Source organism: Spirosoma flavus, assembly GCF_054778555.1.
Window position 1 is genome coordinate 64,028 of record NZ_BAAGZL010000001.1, and the last position, 18,039, is coordinate 82,066.

Annotated in this window: 11 protein-coding genes; 5 read left to right on the forward strand and 6 right to left on the reverse strand. The window is 48.6% G+C overall.

Going from position 1 to position 18,039, the window contains the following annotated elements; genetic code table 11:
- Nucleotides 1–33 precede the first annotated feature (33 nt).
- Nucleotides 34–2,472 carry a TonB-dependent receptor gene (locus ACYVF1_RS00260; RefSeq protein WP_461074419.1) on the forward strand — a complete coding sequence of 813 codons (2,439 nt, stop codon included), beginning with the start codon at nucleotides 34–36 and terminating at the stop codon, nucleotides 2,470–2,472.
- 21 nt (nucleotides 2,473–2,493) lie between these two features.
- Nucleotides 2,494–3,396: a DUF4249 domain-containing protein gene (locus ACYVF1_RS00265; protein WP_461074421.1), complete on the forward strand. Its 903-nt coding sequence runs from the start codon at nucleotides 2,494–2,496 to the stop codon at nucleotides 3,394–3,396.
- A gap of 15 nt (nucleotides 3,397–3,411) precedes the next feature.
- Here the strand turns inward: ACYVF1_RS00265 and ACYVF1_RS00270 are convergent, their stop codons facing one another.
- From ACYVF1_RS00270 to ACYVF1_RS00280, 3 genes are all read right to left on the reverse strand, one after another.
- Entirely contained in the window at nucleotides 3,412–4,509 is a 1,098-nt protein-coding gene (locus ACYVF1_RS00270) for a DUF4932 domain-containing protein (protein ID WP_461074423.1), read from the reverse strand.
- Nucleotides 4,509–8,072 (reverse strand): VCBS repeat-containing protein, encoded by a 3,564-nt coding sequence (locus tag ACYVF1_RS00275; protein WP_461074425.1) that lies wholly within the window; start codon nucleotides 8,070–8,072, stop codon nucleotides 4,509–4,511. The genes ACYVF1_RS00270 and ACYVF1_RS00275 overlap by 1 nt, the downstream gene beginning before the upstream one ends.
- A 323-nt stretch (nucleotides 8,073–8,395) precedes the next feature.
- Entirely contained in the window at nucleotides 8,396–9,973 is a 1,578-nt protein-coding gene (locus ACYVF1_RS00280; protein ID WP_461074427.1) for a lipopolysaccharide biosynthesis protein, read from the reverse strand.
- 174 nt (nucleotides 9,974–10,147) lie between these two features.
- Here ACYVF1_RS00280 and purH point away from each other — a divergent pair, with 174 nt between their 5' ends.
- The 3 genes from purH to gatC all read left to right on the forward strand — a co-directional run bounded on the left by purH (nucleotide 10,148) and on the right by gatC (nucleotide 12,946).
- Complete coding sequence (gene purH, locus ACYVF1_RS00285; RefSeq protein WP_461074429.1) at nucleotides 10,148–11,677, forward strand: bifunctional phosphoribosylaminoimidazolecarboxamide formyltransferase/IMP cyclohydrolase; 1,530 nt, start codon at nucleotides 10,148–10,150, stop codon at nucleotides 11,675–11,677.
- 172 nt (nucleotides 11,678–11,849) lie between these two features.
- The gene (locus ACYVF1_RS00290; RefSeq protein ID WP_461074431.1) at nucleotides 11,850–12,593 is read left to right on the forward strand and encodes a lysophospholipid acyltransferase family protein; all 744 of its coding nucleotides are present in this window, start codon (nucleotides 11,850–11,852) and stop codon (nucleotides 12,591–12,593) included.
- A 65-nt stretch (nucleotides 12,594–12,658) separates the two neighbouring features.
- Nucleotides 12,659–12,946: an Asp-tRNA(Asn)/Glu-tRNA(Gln) amidotransferase subunit GatC gene (gatC, locus tag ACYVF1_RS00295; protein ID WP_461074433.1), complete on the forward strand. Its 288-nt coding sequence runs from the start codon at nucleotides 12,659–12,661 to the stop codon at nucleotides 12,944–12,946.
- 18 nt (nucleotides 12,947–12,964) lie between these two features.
- Here the strand turns inward: gatC and ACYVF1_RS00300 are convergent, their stop codons facing one another.
- From ACYVF1_RS00300 to ACYVF1_RS00310, 3 genes are all read right to left on the reverse strand, one after another.
- Complete coding sequence (locus ACYVF1_RS00300) at nucleotides 12,965–13,357, reverse strand: DMT family transporter (protein ID WP_461074435.1); 393 nt, start codon at nucleotides 13,355–13,357, stop codon at nucleotides 12,965–12,967.
- 195 nt (nucleotides 13,358–13,552) lie between these two features.
- The gene (locus ACYVF1_RS00305) at nucleotides 13,553–15,055 is read right to left on the reverse strand and encodes a DUF1501 domain-containing protein (RefSeq protein ID WP_461074437.1); all 1,503 of its coding nucleotides are present in this window, start codon (nucleotides 15,053–15,055) and stop codon (nucleotides 13,553–13,555) included.
- A 13-nt stretch (nucleotides 15,056–15,068) separates the two neighbouring features.
- Nucleotides 15,069–17,858 carry a DUF1553 domain-containing protein gene (locus ACYVF1_RS00310; RefSeq protein ID WP_461074439.1) on the reverse strand — a complete coding sequence of 930 codons (2,790 nt, stop codon included), beginning with the start codon at nucleotides 17,856–17,858 and terminating at the stop codon, nucleotides 15,069–15,071.
- Nucleotides 17,859–18,039: the final 181 nt, after the last annotated feature.

An 18,039-nucleotide genomic window follows, 5' to 3' on the forward strand; every position in this document is an offset into this window, starting at 1 on the left:
TCTCTCCTGGTAGAATTCGCTCCTGATAACGCAATGAAAAACCATATCCGGTTTTATGTATTCTGCTCGTTGGCTGCTTTACTGGTCGTATCGACTGGCAAGGCGCAAAATGGACAGACCACCAACACACTCGACACGTACCAAAATAAGAACAATCGCACAGCCGCACTGACCATCAGCGGTTACGTAAAAGACAAATCCAATGGCGAAGGGCTGATTGGCGTATCGGTTTACGTAAAAGAAACAGGTACGGGAGCCGTAACCAATAACTACGGATTTTACGGCGTTACGTTGCAACCCGGTACGTATAATCTGATAATCAGCTACGTTGGGTACGCCAAACAAGCCAAAAACGTCGACCTGACCGACCGAAACGTACGGCTCGATCTGGAACTGGAACAGGAAGGTAAAGACCTTCAGGAAGTAGTGGTTTCGACCAAACGCGAGGACGATAACGTTAAAAACATCGAAATGAGCGTCAACAAGATTGACGTGAAAACGCTGCAACGGATTCCGGCGCTGTTGGGCGAAGTTGATGTGATACGTAGCATTCAATTGCTGCCCGGCGTATCGACGGTGGGAGAGGGGGCAACCGGTTTCAACGTGCGCGGTGGCAGCATCGACCAGAATCTGGTTCTGCTCGACGAAGCGCCGGTCTATAATTCATCACACCTGTTTGGCTTCTTTTCGGTGTTCAATCCCGACGCGGTAAAGGACGTAAAGCTCATTAAAGGCGGTATTCCCTCGAATTACGGCGGACGTATCGCGTCGATTCTCGATGTTCGGTTGAAAGAAGGGAACGCCAAAAAACCAGAGCTAAATGGCGGAATTGGGCTGATTTTTAGTCGTTTATCGTATGAGCGGCCTTTGTTTAAAGGAAAAGGTTCGTTCATCGTCGCAGGCCGGCGTTCGTATGCTGACATTCTGGCCCAGCCTTTCCTAAACAGCGATTTGAGGGGGGCTAAATTTTACTTTTACGACCTGACCGCCAAAGGTAATTACCGCATCAATGATAAAAACACCGTGTTTTTGTCGGGGTATCTGGGGCGCGATGTGTTCGGTTCGGATTTCGGATTCAACTGGGGAAATACTACGTTGTCAGCTCGCTGGAATCACGTATTCAGCGACCGACTGTTCCTGAATACCACCGCTTATTACAGCAATTACGACTATTCGCTCAACACCGATTTGAAGGGAAAACGCCCAAATGATTTCTTCAAAACCGATTCTCGCATCGTTGATTATAGTCTAAAACCTGACTTTTCGCTGTTTTTAGGGAAAAACACCATTACGTTCGGTGGCCAGTCGATTGTACATGATTTTCAACCGGGCATGGCTATAGCAGCAAGTGGTGGCAGCGTTCGTACGTTTGGACTTGAGAGTAAATACGCGCTAGAAAACGCGCTTTACGTGGGCAACGAACAACAGCTGACCCCCAAGCTACAACTGCAATATGGCTTGCGCTACTCACTGTTTAACTATAGAGGGCCTGGCGAAGCGTATGTTTTTCAGACTGAAGTGCCGCTGGGTCAACGGCGGGAAGTCGTCACAACGATATCGTACCGAGGAAATTCTATAATCAAAACCTACGGGAACTGGGAGCCGCGTTTTTCGGCCAAATATGAGTTAAATGGTAATACGTCGCTTAAAGTAAGTTATAACCGACTGGCACAATACATTCACCTGATTTCGAACACAACGGCCTCGACGCCACTCGATATCTGGACGCCATCCACGAACAATATTGCTCCACAGATTGGTGACCAGATTGCCGCTGGTTATTTTAAAAACTTCGGCAAAAACGGGCAGGAATTCGAAGCATCGGTGGAGGTATATTACAAATGGTTGCAAAACCAGATTGATTACATCGACGGGGCCAGCCTGATTCTGAACAAATACCTCGAAGGCGATTTACTAACCGGAAAAGGACGCGCTTACGGAGCTGAGTTTTACGTCAAACGTAACACGGGCGTTGTAAATGGCTGGATCAGTTATACGCTCGCCAAAACTGAACGTCAGGTGGCAGGTATTAACAACGGCGACTGGTATCCAACCCGTTTCGATAAACGACACACACTCACATCGGTTTTACTTTTTGATCCCCCCCGCGCCAAACGCTGGAATTTCTCTGCTACGTTCACTCTGGCGAGTGGCACGCCCGCTACGTTCCCAACCAACCGGTTTGAATATGAGGGCTTTGTAGTGCCCTACAATACCGACAATTCACGTAACAATTACCGAATTCCGATGTATCACCGGCTTGATCTGGCTGCTACGTTGCAGGGGCGAAAACGTCCGGGTAAGCGAAAAGAGGATAACTGGGTGTTTTCTGTCTACAATGCCTACGCACGGAAAAATCCGTTTTCGGTGTATTTCCAGCCCAATGCCGACAATCCGCGCGTAACCGAAGCGATACGTTACTCAGTTTTCGCGACTATTATTCCATCTGTTACGTACAACTTTAAATTCTAGGGCATTGGCCATCTCAAGAATATGAAACGATTTGCTTTTGCCTTTTGTGTGTCAGCCGCTACGTTGCTATTTAGCCGCTGTACAACCGTCATCGATGCCAAACTCGATACTGGTCCATCAGAATTGTCGGTCGATGCGTTAATAACCGATCAGCCGGGTGCGCAAACCATTCGCATAACTCAAACGGCAGGCTATTTCGACAGCAACACACCACCAGCCGCAACTAGCGCCACTGTAACGGTTTCAGACGATGCCGGAAAGACGTATCGTTTTCTCGACCCCGATAATGATGGCTACTACGTTTGGCAACCAACGGGCAAAGACACGCTGGGACGTATCGGGCGAACGTATCAGCTAACGATTGTATATAAAAATGCAACATATCGTGCTACGTCGAAACTGAACCGTGTACCGCCGGTGGATTCGCTCGTTTTTGTAAAACGAAAAATCAATCCAGTGTCAACAACGGAAGGTTACCGGGCTGAATTTTACTCCACTGATCTGGCTGGCGCCACCGATTATTACCGGATTCGCTTTTACCGAAACGGTACGTTGCAGAACAAGGCACGTAACATCATTTTGTCGGAAGATGGCGCGTTTCAGGGAGCTAGCCAGGTTACGGATGGACTGATGTTTATTGCACCGATACGTTTATCGGTCAATCCCGACAGTTTATACAAGCAGAATGAGAAAGTGACGGTCGAATTACACTCGATATCGGCGGATGCATTCCGTTTCTGGAATTTGCTACGTGGTCAGGTAACTAATGGCGGGCTGTTTGCAACCCCACCAGCCAACGTACCGACGAACATTGTCAACGAAAATACCAGCGGACCCAAAGCAACCGGTTTCTTTATTACGTCGGCAGTACGAAGCCTCAGCGCGACAGTATCCACCCCAAACCTCAGGGAGCGGCCTTATTGAAGAATAGAATTGGTATTAACGGGGCAGCGTTGATAAACTAGCTATTAATTCAGGTAGGAAGGACTCCAGCGTTGGATATCGTTTACGGTTTGATTCGTAACGTTTAAGTTGGCTTTCGAAAAAAGGAAGGTACATCCAGTTTGCATTATTGTTACGTATCTGCTGCGCTACGTTGGGCAAACCAAGGGCTAAAGCGATTCGCACTTCGCCGGCACGTACCAAATGCTCGTTGAAGGAAGTTTCCCAATCGCTGTACTGAGGCTGCCCTTGAATGGGTTTAAACAAGTATTTATAAGTAGCGATCTTTTGGGCAAAAGCAGGTCGGGCCGTAAGTGGATTTACGAAAGTATGCCCAAATTCATGAACCGATAAATTTCGGACAGCTTCGGGATTATCAAAACCAACATTTTTTACGGTATTTTCTTGTATGATTTGTGCCTGCAAAGGCGCGGCAATCTGATTGGCGATAGGTCCTTTGCGACCTGGAACTTGCCAGGCCATACCCCATTCCGCCTTAAAAAAAGGGTTAACTATAATGCGATACGCATAATTGTGCGCCCCATAATACGCTTCCATTTGAGGAATAAAACCGGGCGGAGGCAAATTGCGCTTCACCTGAGATAAGGCCCTTGCATAGACATCGTGATACTGTTTCTGAAAACCCGCGAAGTCTGCGTCATGATAGAATTGCCCGACCAGTTGCATATACTCGTCAATGATAGATTGAGCTGAGTCTGCGTTCGGATGAACAGCCTGTAGTATTTCCGGTGAGACAGGCGTATGGCGATGCGGTGTTGGGAATCGGTCGTAAAAAAGGGGAAGCAGGTAAACGCCTGTGCCTAGCTTATCCGTCATCCAGTGCGTGCGTTGTACGGCTTTATGCTGGCGAAACGGAGCAAAATGAGTATAGCTAATTCGCATCAGACGCGTTATCTGATACATATGCGGATCCGCCAGCGAGTCTTTGAGGAACTCAGGCGAATTCTGGACTTCCAATGCATTGACTAACTCAATACCCAGGTCAGTTTCAACGGCAATACGTTGATCCTGAGCTTGTAAAACAGTGGAAATGCACAGAAATAAGCAGCTTGTAATATAGCTCCGCAACCTCATTATTTCACGATTTGCTCACCCGGCAAAAGCCATACACCACGGGCAGATTGCCCATAGAACGACGTACCAAATGGAATTTCCTGTCGCCGTTTGCCGCCATTTTTGAGCTGAACAGTAACAACGGTAGTACGTGCATCAACCGGCGAAAACGTTTGCGGCTGCTGCATCGCGAAGACACGTAGCGGCCCCCGGTTTTCGGAAATGGCTAACCGAAAATGACCTTGCGCGTCAGGGAACGTAACGGCTGCCTTGGCGTTACCGGGGACGTAGAAACCTGTTTGTGTCATCGTCAGTGGTGTAAAATGGCCTTTACCATCGCCTTTCAGTACCAGTCCATTGAAAGCATCCATTCGACCGGCTACCAGATCGCTACCGTGGTCGTTGCCGATCAGCACTGCATCCAGATTTCCGTCGCCATCTACATCCTGCGCCACCATGCCGAACACAGGAGCCGTTTGCGCCATTAGTGGCAAGGTATGAACCTCAAATTTGCCCTGTCCTTTATTTTCGATATAGCTGCTTGGTAGGTAGTTGGCAGATAATTTAAGGGCTTGATTACGTTCTTCTTCGGTCAGAATTTGACTGATAGTAGCCTCGCCGAAAGGCGCGTATTTGATATAGCGTTTTTTGATACCAATCATCTGCTTCACCATATCATCCCAGCCGAAGTACGGATATTCGTCATACTGGCCTTTCGCATTTTTGAAATAAACCGTCGGGAACGCATCATAGAAGCCGTTGTTGTCGAAATCGCCAGCATAGATACGTACTGGGCGCTCGGGCGTGGCACGTAGCAAATTGTTCTGACCTAAATTGCCCGCCAGATAATCAATATCACCGTCATTATCAAAATCGCCTGGGGTCAATGAATTCCAGAAGCCTGTTTTATCCGTTAGTCCGCTTTGATCCAATGGCTGTAAACGTCCTTTTTCGTTTTTGAGCATCGTTAGCGGAGCCCACTCGCTGGCGAGCAGTAAGTCAGGGTCGCCGTCATTGTCAAAATCGGTCCAGAGCGCGTCGCAGGTTAGAGCACCGTTGACGAGCGTAGGGGCCATCTGCGCTGTTACGTCCGTAAATTTGGGCTGGCCTTTTTGGCTATCGTTTCGGAGTAGATAACTCGGTACGCCTTTAGGGTATTTGCTGGGTTCAACACGTCCGCCAACAAAAATGTCGAGGTCGCCATCACCGTCAAAATCAGCCGCTTTCACGCAGGAACCGTTTACCCGGAAATTAGGTAATGCGTCAGCTGAGAGCGTAAAATTACCTTTTCCGTCGTTGGTATACAGCCGATGGCGCATGGCTTCATCCAGTTGATCAGGATTAAATTCGGAACTGCCACTCGCGGCATACAAATCCAGATCCCCATCGGAATCCGCGTCAAACAGTAACAGTCCGGTGTCTTCGGCCAGCTTTGTCGGTAAAGATTTCAGGGTAAAATGGCCATTCGGCTGTTGCAGTAGCAATTCTGTCGAATATTTCGAGCTTCCGCCGACCACCATATCCGCTAATCCATCGCCGTTTACGTCGCCAACAGCCAGTGCAGGGCCGTATTCCGTCAGTTTATGAAGCAGCGTTTTTTGCAGGTTGAAATCGATAATATCCGTTTCTTCATGGCGATACGTCAGGCCGATGGACTTTGTTACGTCCTGAAACAACGTAGCAGGTGCTACGTTAGGCTGAATAACCGACGTAGCAGGCTTGGCATCGGCCGCTTTAAGCACTAACGTCTGGTCAGCATTAACACTAGGGATAATCTGTACACGTCCGCCCGGCCAGGTCACTTTTAAGTTTTTTATGACTTTTTCCTTGCCCAAACCAAAATGCCCAACCGGTTCTACGCTCGATAGAAAGCCACGATACGGTGTGTGTTCGTAAAATTCTTTATGACCATCTCCAAACTCATATTCGACAGTTGCGCCCAGCCCCATCGGATTGGCTCCGTCGCCCTGAAATTTGATACGTAGGAAGTGTGTATTCTCGATTTTTTTATCGGCCAGATTATTCCGATAGACGAAGGCTTCGTCGTTAATGTTGTTGACAACATAATCTAGATCGCCATCGCCGTCGAAATCGGCGTAAGCAGCCCCGTTCGAAAAGCTCGGCTCCGACATACCCCACAGATTCGTTACGTTCTCAAACGCTGGTCCACCCGACTTGGCATCGCCTTTGTTCCGAAACGCATAGTTGCTAACCTTCACCTGCGGAATTTTATCGGTAAGGTCTTTCTGGAGCGAATTGGTCAGGTACGTATTGACAGAGCTATAGTAGTTCGTAAAATCACGATCTGTTACGTCGCGCGGGAAACCGTTGGTAACCAGCAAATCCCGATAACCATCATGGTCTAAATCGACCAGCAACGGTGACCAGCTCCACTCCGTTTCGGCCACACCAGCCAGCATACTGATTTCGCTGAAAACCGGCACTTTAGCCCCCGACGTATCGGTAGGTCGAACGCCCTGGTTGAGTTGAAGCGTATTTCGGGCATATTGGTGTTCGTAACCGAGCCGGTCCCACTCCTGATAGGCGAAATAACTGCTAGGACCCATCAGACTTTTTTTGCGAAGGTTGTCTTCGGGCAGCATGTCCATCACCACGATATCGGCCAGCCCATCGCCATTTATATCGGCTACGTCGCTACCCATCGCCGATGAACTGGTGTGTTTGAAGGCCTCGCGAGCGCGATTCGTGAACGTACCGTTTCGGTTGTTGATGTACAGCACGTCGTTCGATGCAAAGTCGTTCGTTACGTAAATGTCTTTCCAGCCATCACGGTTGATGTCGCAGATATTTACGCCCAAACCGAACCCTTCGGCAATCGTTCCAGCCTGTTTCGTTACGTCGGTAAAGTAAGCGTGACCGCGTTTGGCGTCGAAATCATTGCGATACAGCCGGTCGGTATTGGTCGACGTACCGTCATCGATGCGCACACGAAGGTTGGTTGGGCTGTGGGGATCGTCAATCTGATCGACGAGCACAAAAAGGTCTAAATCACCGTCGTTATCGTAATCGAAAAAGGCCGAATGCGTACTGTAGGTGGTGTCTGCAATACCATATTCGGCAGCCATTTCCCGAAATTTTGGCGCACCATCGCTGTCATTACCCTGATTAACGTAGAGCAAATTAGCCCGATTGGCCGCTTTTTTTTGAAGGGTAGTCGATACGTAGATATCGAGTTTACCATCGGCGTTTATATCCACCACCGATACACCCGAGCACCAGTGACTACCTCCGCCCACGTTGGCGGCCTGCGTTACGTCCTTGAAATGAAAATTGCCTGAGCTGGTTTCATTTAGGTATAACTTATTGGAAACCTGATTGCCTGCAAAGAAAACGTCGGGTTTCTGATCCCCGTTGAAATCGCCGACGCCAACGCCACCTCCGTTATAGATGTACTGATAATTAAGAATATTGAGCGTGTCGCTGTCGGTAATAGTATTGTTAAACGTAATTCCGGTTTCGGACGATTCAATACGTTCGAACATGGGCTTTTCCTGGCAACCAGCCAGCAACACTAGAAACAGAAATGATAAGGGCCAAAGGCCGTTTCGAAGAGAAAAATGCATGAATTGAAACTGCTCGTTTACGGTGGTAGAATTAGCAGAGTATCATCAAAATTACCGATAAAAAATCCGGTTTGTACAAAAACGATGACATTACGCGAAAATTTTCAGAAGGGGTTTAAGTTCCCAAACCGTCGCGTGGCGACCCAATGTTTGTAGAAAAAAGTGCTTGTTGTATATCTCCCCGTCGCGTGGCGACCAAACAACGATGCTGATTCGTTTGGTCGCCACGCGACGGGAAATTTCGGGGGTAATGCATAATAGCTACAAACATTTGGTCGCTAGGCGACGATTCTACGAGCCAAGTACGTTTTTTATCAATGAAATCAGATTTGAGAATCGGACTCCACAGAAGGTCTTGCAACAGGACGTTTTCCTCGCCCAACCCGACGTAGCAATGGCTGTAAACTGTTACGCTCAAGCAGCAGAATGAGGCCTAAAAACAATCCGAATAATCCTAGGTGCACAGGGACGGCAACCCACAGGTTTTCAATCGGAAACTGCCAAGATGCCCAGATGAGCAGTCCGGCGCCCAAAATATACGTAGCAGCTGATCGGACATCGTAGGGAACAGGGTAAAATTTCTCGCCAAATACGTAGCACATTACCGTCATCACGAAGCTGGAAACTAGAAACGCTACGGCGCAGCCCATGTAGCCCATAATGGGTATAAGTGCTACGTTCAAAGCAATGGTTAAGCCGGTGCCAACGACCGTGATGAACGTACCGTACTGCGTTTTGTCTTTGAGTTTGAACCAGAACGAAATATTATAGTAAACGCCTAACAGCAGATTCCCCAGCAACAGAATCGGTACTACGTCCAATCCCAACCGATACGCTTTCGACCGGAGAAAGAGCGTTCCCAACAAGTCGAGGTTGAGGCTGACGCCGACCCAAATCAGGACGCAGACGATGATAAACCATTTCGTTACGTTTGCCAGCAATGATGGGGCATTTTTATCTTCGCCCTGCGAGAAAAAGAACGGTTCGGCGGCAAATTTGAACGACTGAATCGCCAACGCCATGAAAACGGATAGCTTCTGGCAGTTTCCGTAAATACCCAATACCGTTTCAGACGATAAGCCGGGGTAAAAACCCGGTGGCAATGCGTGGCGCAGGAAAATCCGGTCCGTCAGCAGATTTACTACGCTGGCAAGATTGGTCAGCATAATTGGAAATGCGTAGATCAGCAACGCACGGCTCTGGTCGCGATTGAGCTGAAAACGGAAACCCGCAAACGCTTTACGGATAATGACAAAATAGAGTGCGTTCCCAATCAGATTCGATAAAAAGATGTAACCGGGACCTATTTCAGGACTGTAAATTAATTGGGCAACTGGCTGTAAACTAGTCAGATATTTTCCTTCTGCAATGTCTTTCGCCAAAACCAGAAAAAAGACGTTCAGAAGTACCACTACCACAATGTTGGTCATGCGGGCACCGACAAACTCCCGTGCCCGATTCTCGGCTCGTAGTCGCGCAAAGGGAATCGCGACAATGGCATCGATAGCCACCAACAGAGCCGACCATCGGATGAAACGTTCCTGACCCGGAAAATTGAGCCAAACGGTTATCTCATCTGCCAGGCTATAGAGCAAAATGGTTGATAAGACGCTGATGCAGATAACCAGACTAAGCGACTGACTGAAAATGCGGTCTTTTTCGGCTTGTGGCTGATCTTTCGAGCGGGCAATAAACCGGAAAAACGCCGTTTCCAGCCCTAATGTATATACTACGAGCAACACGCCGATCCAGCTATACAACTCGATGTTGGAAGCCATAGAGGCTGGTTTGGAGAATGCATAGGTTTGGATGGGAACGAGCGCGTAGTTGAGCAATCGCCCCAGAATGGTACTGACGCCATACAGGGCGGTATCACTCGCTAGTTTTTTGTACGTACTCATTTTATCGGAAATAGCCACCCGACCGTAGCTTTGTTACGTAGCGAACGGAACGGGCTGACAAAGTTAAGACCTTTGGTTATCTTTGTGCTCTTAGTCGACTGTGTTATACAACCATAGCGCAGAAAACTCAATCAGTTATCAGTAAAATAAACCCACCGGCGGTTTAACGACTTCATGTCTCTTAAAATTTCCTCGGCACTGATTTCCGTTTTTTATAAGGACGGACTCGAACCATTAGTACGTCTGTTGCATGAACAGAACGTAAAGCTTTATTCAACGGGTGGCACTCAGGCATTTATCGAACAGCTTGGCGTTCCGGTAACCGCAGTCGAAGACATCACAGGCTATCCATCTATTTTTGGCGGACGCGTGAAAACGCTGCATCCGGCAGTGATGGGCGGTATTTTGTACCGGCGCGAACTGCCCGAAGACCTTGCCCAGGCCGAACGTCATCAGATTCCGCCTATTGACCTGGTTATTGTTGACCTGTATCCGTTCGAAGAAACGGTGGCATCGGGTGCATCGGATGAAGATATCATCGAGAAAATTGACATTGGCGGTATTTCGCTGATTCGGGCGGCTGCCAAGAATTACAACGACGTATTGATTGTCTCTTCTCGAAGCCAGTACGGCAACGTAGTGAATCTATTGACGGAGAAAAGCGGTGCGACTGATCTGGAAGACCGTCGCTACTACGCGGGAGAAGCTTTTGCCGTTACGTCGAAATATGATACGGCGATTCAGGCTTATTTTTCGGGAAGCCTCGTTCGTTCGGCCAATGAAATTTATGATTTCAGATCGTTGCCCGCGGCCCACCTGCGTTACGGCGAGAATCCCCACCAACAGGCAAGTTTCTACGGCGATATAGAAGCCATGTTTCAGAAACTTCACGGCAAAGAGTTGTCGTACAATAACTTGGTCGACGTTGATGCTTGTGTAAACCTGATTGATGAGTTTTCGGAAACAACGTTTGCGATCATCAAGCACACCAACGCTTGTGGCATCGCTACGGCGCCAACCGCAAAAGAAGCGTATCTAAACGCCCTCGCCTGCGACCCGGTTTCTGCGTTCGGTGGTGTAATTATCACGAACGTAACGGTAGACGTAGCAACCGCCGAAGAACTAAACAAATTGTTCATGGAAATCCTGATCGCGCCCAGCTACGAGCCAGAAGCCCTGAACATTTTAAAATCGAAGAAAAACCGGATCCTTCTGCAACGTAACGAAGTGGCGCTTCCCACCGTCATGTTCAAGACCATTCTGAACGGCGTGCTGGAGCAGGACAAAGACAACCAGACCGAAACCGCCAGCCAGTTCAAAACGGTAACGGAAAAAGCGCCAACGGAAAGCGAGCAACGAGCCTTAGAATTTGCTTTGAAAGTGTGCAAACACACCAAATCAAATACAATCGTGCTGGCGAAAGAAGGTCAACTACTGGCGAGTGGCGTTGGGCAAACATCGCGGGTTGACGCGTTACGTCAGGCCATCGAAAAAGCGCACACATTCGGCTTCGATCTAAATGGTTCAGTCATGGCTTCCGACGCCTTTTTCCCATTCCCGGATTGTGTCGAGATTGCGGGTCAGGCGGGCATTACGGCGGTCGTGCAGCCCGGCGGCTCCATCCGGGATCAGGATTCCATTGACTATTGCAATCAGCACGGCCTGGCGATGGTAACAACAGGCGTAAGACACTTTAAACATTAATTAATTTCTGAACCGGGATTGAGCAGATTTAGGGATTTACAGGATTTTGTTTTTCGCTTCTTTGAAGCGCTTTATCGGAAAATAAAATCCAGAGAATCCCTAAACCTGCTCAATCCCGGTTCTGACAACAAAATCCCTTAAATCCCTAAATCCGTTAAATCCCGGTTCAGAAATGCTATACACAATCTGGTGCGCTATTTGGTTTGTAGGACTGTATCTCATCCTGTTTCCATTCCAGTTTGTGTTTTTGCAGCGGGATTCCTGGAAACCCCTCGCTCATAAAATCAATTACATCTGGGGAAAGCTCTTCTTTTTCGGAATAGGGATACCGATTGAGGTCGATTATAGATTCAAACCTGATCCCAGAGGGGTTTATGTATTTTGCGCCAACCATTTCTCGTATCTGGACATTGCCGCCCTTGGTGTTATTGTTAACAATTATTACGCTTTTGTGGGGAAAAGTGAAGTAAAACATATTCCTCTATTGGGATACATGTTCGCCAAACTGCACGTACAGGTTGATCGAAGCCAGCCCAACAGCCGGGCTTATTCACTGGCTAAATCGATTCGGACGCTGGCTTCGGGACGTAGCATTGCTATTTTTCCGGAAGGAGGCATCAAGGCTCCCAACCCGCCACAGATGGTTGAGTTTAGAGACGGTGCTTTTACGATGGCGATTCAACAGCAGGTGCCGATTGTCCCCGTTACGCTGCTGAACAACTACCTGATATTACCAGACAGAAGTCCCGTTCGATTTCACCGGCATACGTTACGTGCCGTGATTCATCCGCCCATTGACACCAAAGGATTAACGTCCGACGATCTGGAGCGTTTAAAAGAAGAAACGTATAAAATTATTGACGCTGAATTAATGAGCAATCGCAAAGAGCGAAAGAATGAAAGAGTGAAAGAGTGAAAGCCATCCGGCAGATCCGCTCTTTCGCTCTTTCATTCTTTCGCTCTTTGAATCGCTTTTTGCCTATGAAAGTTGACAAGGAAACGCTGCAAAAAATTGCCCATCTGGCGCGGCTGGAAGTAAAACCAGAGGAAGAAACGGAGCTGCTCAACAGCCTGAACAACGTATTGACGTGGATGGAGCAACTTAATGAAGTAGACACGACCGGTGTCGAACCATTGACGCACATTTCTCCCGAAACTAACGTATTGCGTGATGACGTAGTAGCGAACCAGCTACCTCGTGAGCAGGCACTCGTTAATGCACCGCAGCACGACGAGCAGTTTTTCGAAGTGCCTAAAGTACTGGAATAGAACGCAATGATTGTTGTGTTAGGCCTCTGGGTTAATTGCTTTCAGGCCAATTATACCAATGGCGATGAGCATAATAAAAAATAGCTCCGTCCACGTCCAGTTTAACCGCAGCCACAAAACATCAGCGATTTTCAGGAATACCAGTGTTAAAGCCATCCAGACTGCAAAAGCAGTTGACGTTGGTATTGACCGCATGGCAATGGCCAGCAGTATGGTGTTCACAATGCCGAAAACAATATACGCTACCCAGGGAAACAAAATTGGCAATCCGCTGTCGAAGCGGTAGAACGTACTCCAGCGTAACGTTTTTAAGGCATCCCAGCGCATGTATTTGAGCGAGTATGTCCAGACCATTTCGCAAAAAGCCGCGCTGAACAGATAAAGCCACGAAAGTGTAACCTGACTAACCATCCAAAATTCCTGTCGATAGATGCAAAGGAAATAAGGATGTCAGGTTGACAAAAAGATTATTTGATTAAGAAATTGTTGTGTTTCTGAACCAGGATTTAGCAGATTAATGGATTTTCACGATTTTGTTTTCGCTTCTTCGAAGCGCCTTATCAATTAACAAAATCCTGAAAATCCATTAATCTGCTAAATCCCGGTTCAGACAAGAATCGGCTTCACAATTTTCCCCGCTACGTCGGTTAGGCGGAAAGGGCGGCCCTGAAACTGATACGTTAGTTTTGTATGGTCGAAACCTAGCAAATGCAATATGGTAGCCTGCAAATCGTGAATGTGAACTTTGTCTTTCACAGCGTAGTAGCCAATATCATCAGTTTCGCCGAACGAAAAACCTTTTTTCACACCTCCACCCGCCATCCAGACGGTAAAGGCATCAAGATGGTGGTCGCGGCCCATAAACGGAAGTACCTGTCCATCACGATTTTCCTGCATGGGCGTTCGACCAAATTCACCACCCCAAACCACCAACGTATCGTCTAGTAAACCGCGCTGTTTTAGGTCTTTTAAAAGAGCCGCTACGGCTTGGTCAGACTCCTGACACTTAGCTTTGAGACCAATATCGATGGAGCCACTGGCACTAGTGCCGTGCGTATCCCAACCCCAGTCGAACAGTTGGACGAATCGAACCCCGCGCTCAACCAGTCGGCGAGCTAACAGGCAATTTCGGGCAAATGAACCTTTGTTCGGGTCGACGCCGTAACTGTCAAGAATGTACTGTGGCTCACTTTTGATGTCCATCGCGTCGGGCACCGACATCTGCATCCGAAACGCCAGCTCGTATTGAGCAATACGGGTCAGGATTTCCGGGTCTTTCACATCGTCGTATTGCTGCTGATTGATCTCGCTGATGGCGTCTATCGTGTTCTTCCGAACGTCGCGACTAATCCCCGACGGGTCGGATGCGTAAAGAACGGGATCCCCATCGGTACGGCATTGAACGCCCTGATAAACAGTCGGTAGGAAGCCGCTTCCCCAAACGGATTTTCCTGCATCAGGTTGTTTTCCACCGGATGCCAGTACGATATAGCCGGGAAGATTGTCGTTTTCGGTGCCGAGTCCGTACGTAACCCACGAACCCAGGCTGGGTCGTCCAAGCCGGGCGCTGCCCGTGTGCATGAGCAATTGAGCGGGTGCGTGGTTAAACTGATCGGTGTGCATCCCCTTTAGGAACGTAATGTCATCAGCGACACTATGTAGATGAGGCAGATAATCAGATATCCAGGCTCCCGATTGCCCCCGTTGAGCAAACTTTCCCTGTGGCCCCAGCATTTTCGGAACGCCCCGAATGAAGGCAAATTTCTTTCCGGTCAGCAATTCCTGCGGGCAATCTTTACCGTTATATTTTGCCAGTTCGGGCTTATAGTCGAATAACTCCAACTGGCTTGGCGAACCCGCCATATGGATGTAAATAACCCGTTTGGCTTTGGGAACGTATTGCGATGGATGCGGAGCCGATGGCTCGACCGACTGCAACCTAGCGCCGACATTATTGGTCTGTTCGGAGCTTTTATCGAAAAAACCACAACCCGCTAACGTTGAACCAAGCGCCATAGCGCCCAATCCAGTTGAGCAGGTATGAAGAAAGTGCCGCCGGGTGGCACGTAGCGCAGCGGCCTGCCGAAGTTCATCAAGGAGGTTTTTCATAGAGCTACGTTTATTACTCTTTCGTAATTACTTCATCCAGATTCAACATCGTGTTCGCCGTTACGGTCAAGGCGGCCAGTTGGGGGGTAAAGGTCGAACAATCCAGGCCGGGTTGGTCGAACAAATTTTCGGCTTCACCGGGTTTCTGGCGGTAGTGTTGTTCAGTCGTTTTGTAAAGCTGGACCAGTACGTTCAATTTCTTCGCAGATAAATCACGTAGCATAATCCGTCGGAAACCAGCCTGAATTTGGTTTGAAGGAGAAGCGCCATGTTGCTGCATATACGTAGCGAGGTTCTTGGCGGCTTCTACGTAAACAGGGTCGTTGAGCGTGACCAGTGCCTGCAATGGTGTATTGGTACGTAACCGACGTAGCTGACAGAATTCACGACTGGGACTATCAAACGTAACCATCGATGGATAAGGAGCGGTACGTTTCCAGTATGTATACAACGCCCGACGATGCAAATCCTCACCTTTGCTTTGCTTCCACGTATCACCGTCATAAGGCGATTGCCAGATGCCATCAGGCTGGACTGGCATTACACTCGGGCCAAACATTTTATGACTCAGCAACCCACTGACAGCCAGCGCCTGATCGCGGACGGCTTCGGCAGATAAACGCACACGTGGACCGCGAGCCAGTAATTTATTAAATGGATCTTTCGCCAGTAATTCAGGAGACGCTTTCGAATCCTGACGGTACGTGGCGGACATGACCATTTTTTTCAGGAGTTTCTTGACGCTCCATTGGTCGGCTGCCATAAACTCAGCGGCCAGATAATCGAGTAATTCGCGGTGGGTAGGAGGGATGCCTTGCGTACCCATATCCTCAACCGTTTCCACAATCCCCGTACCAAACAGTTGCTCCCAAAACCGGTTGACGGCCACGCGAGCGGTGAGCGGATGTTCACGGCTAACCATCCAGCGAGCCATTCCCAGTCGATTTTTAGGCAGTTTTGGGTCCATCGCTGGGAACGATTTTGGTACGTCCGGCGTCACCTGTTTGCCTTTCACAAGCCAGTTGCCCCGGTCGAAAACATGCGTTTTGCGAACCAAATCGCCAGTACCATCGAGCATAATGGGTGTTTGCTCGGCTTCGGCATTCAAAATGTCGAGCAATTCTTTGTCTTTTTCGCCAATGGATTGCTGCGGTTGCCCCGGCAGAATAGGCGTAAAGGCCACCCACTTAATCTGCACCCAGTCTTTAGGCATCTTCGGGCTATCCAGATACATGTACAGGCTGTGCTTGCCCTGAACAGGCGGCAGCGGAATCATCTGAACCGTATCTTTTCCAGGCTTCGGCGTAGGAAATTTAGCCAGAACAGGGCCATCCAGTTTATTCAGATGCAACGTAACAGTCGCGTCGGTGGCTTTTGTCCCCCACCGAATAAGCAAACGAGGGCGTCCGGTCAACGTAACGTCTTTGATACGTACCGAACCTTTATCCTGAAAACCAAAGTATTTAGCATCCAGCAGCGACGCGTTAACGTATTGATCGAAATCGTGTGAATTAATTTTAGGCTCAACGGTACGTACCAACTGCGTAACCTGACTGGTAATTGCCTGGGCCTGTTTCGGATTATTAGCGCTACGTTGGATGTATTGTTTCAAATCAACGATTTTAAGCGAATCGGCGGGTTTGTAGAAACGTAGCGTCGGGGTTTCGCTCGTCACGTCTTCGTCGCGGGTGTTGTTGAAAAAAGCGACAAACTTATAGTATTCCTCATTGACGAACGGGTCGTAGGGATGACTGTGACATTGTACGCACGAGAACGTAGTGCCCTGCCAGACGTCCCAGGTTGTATTCACCCGGTCGAGGACGGCCGAAACGCGAAACTCTTCATCCTGCGTACCGCCTTCGTCATTGTTCATCGTGTTGCGGTGAAAACCCGTCGCAACCAGTTGAGCATCGTCAGGAAGCCCGTCGGTACGTGCTGGCAACAAATCACCCGCTAACTGCTCAACAGTAAATTGATCGAAGGGTTTGTCCTGATTGAAAGCGTTAATGAGCCAGTCACGATAACGCCAGATTTTGCGCCCGGGATCGCGTTCGTAGCCTTTGGTATCAGCATAACGAGCCAAATCGAGCCACATACCCGTCCAGCGTTCGCCGTACGTGGGTGATTGCAGCAGCTTATCTACTACGTTCTCATACGCTTTTGGCGATTTATCGTTTATGAAATTCGTTACGTCCTGTTCAGTCGGTGGCAAACCCGTCAGATCGAGCGAAACCCGGCGGATCAATGTAGCACGGTCGGCTTCGGGTGAAGGTTTCAAGCCGTCCTGGTTCAGTTTATCAATAATGAAATGATCGATTTCGTTCTTTGCCCAGTCGGTTTCATCATTCTCGGTGACACCCAGACGACTCAGAAACGTACCGATTCTAGGAACGTCGGGCTTTTTGACAGACTGATACGCCCAGTGATCACCCCACTCAGCACCCTGGTCAATCCATTTCCGGAGCAGGTTAATTTCTTCTGGTTTTAAGGGAGGATGATCAAGCGGCATCCGCTCATCTGGGTCAGTTAACGTAAGCCGACGTATCATTTCACTGGCGTCGGCATCTCCTGGAATAATAGCTGGCTTCCCCGATTTGGCCGGTGCCACAGCTTCGTGTTTAAAGAGTAGTGAGAATCCTGAGGCTTTTTTGACGCCACCGTGGCAAGCGATGCAATTTTTGTTCAGTAATGGCTTGATCTGCGTATTATAATCGACCTTTTTCTCGAAAATACCCAGAAACGAAGAGAGCAGCAACGCTCCTGCGATGCCTACAACGCCAATAAAAAGCCACTGAGCTTTCATACGAGTAATAGCTTCGAATACAAGCTTCTGCTAAAAGCCAGAAATAAAGTTTTTGTACTGTAAAGTTAGCGAACAGGAGACTTATATGAATAACGTAGAAGAAGCAATTGAGTTGTAAATCAGAAGCTAATGTGAACGTACGATATATGAACTATGATGCATTTTACCGGCGACTCGTACC